The sequence below is a fragment of the Delftia sp. ZNC0008 genome (assembly GCF_000799035.1).
Classification (GTDB): domain Bacteria; phylum Pseudomonadota; class Gammaproteobacteria; order Burkholderiales; family Burkholderiaceae_C; genus Comamonas; species Comamonas tsuruhatensis.
The window spans coordinates 1-502 of record NZ_JTKZ01000723.1 but is presented as its reverse complement, the minus strand read 5'-3'; the positions used below and the strand labels follow the sequence as shown (position 1 = coordinate 502).

1 protein-coding gene and 1 pseudogene are annotated in these 502 nt (G+C 70.5%); both read right to left on the bottom strand.

Annotated elements, in window-relative coordinates; translation table 11 throughout:
- Positions 1–243 (bottom strand): annotated as a pseudogene (locus L995_RS23495) (acetyl-CoA acetyltransferase); the annotation flags it as partial.
- 43 nt (positions 244–286) lie between these two features.
- The coding region (locus tag L995_RS23490; protein ID WP_047473895.1) for an acetyl-CoA hydrolase/transferase C-terminal domain-containing protein at positions 287–502 on the bottom strand (216 nt) is incomplete at its 5' end.

The following is a 502-nucleotide window of genomic DNA, read 5'->3' as shown; positions in this document are numbered from 1 at the left end:
CCGCGTCACCGTCACCGGCAGGCCGGCCTGCAGCGCGGCCCAGCGGCCCACGCAGGGCGTCTCGCTGCTGGCGTAGGACTGGGCGAAGACCACGTCGTCGATGCGTGCGGGGTCGATGCCGCTTTTCTCGACCACGGCGCGCACCGTGGTGGCGGCCAGTTCCTCGACCGATACCGGCCGCAGGCTGCCGCCGAAGGTGCCCACGGGCGTGCGAAGGGGGGTGACGATGGCGGCTCTGCGCATGGTGTTGTCTCCTTGGGAATCAGTCGATCAGTGGATCAGTGGATCAGGAAAAGGCTGCGCCGCATTGGCGCAGCAGGGTATGTGCCTGTTGTTCCAGGTCGGCGCGGTGCTCCGGCGCCGCGATGTCGATCAGCCGTTTCACGCGGCGCGACAGCGTCTGGCCGCGCAGGTCGGCCACGCCGTGTTCGGTGACGATGAGGCCGGCGTCGCTGCGCGGCGTGCTGACGGGGCCGGACAGCCGCGCAACGATGCGACGCGG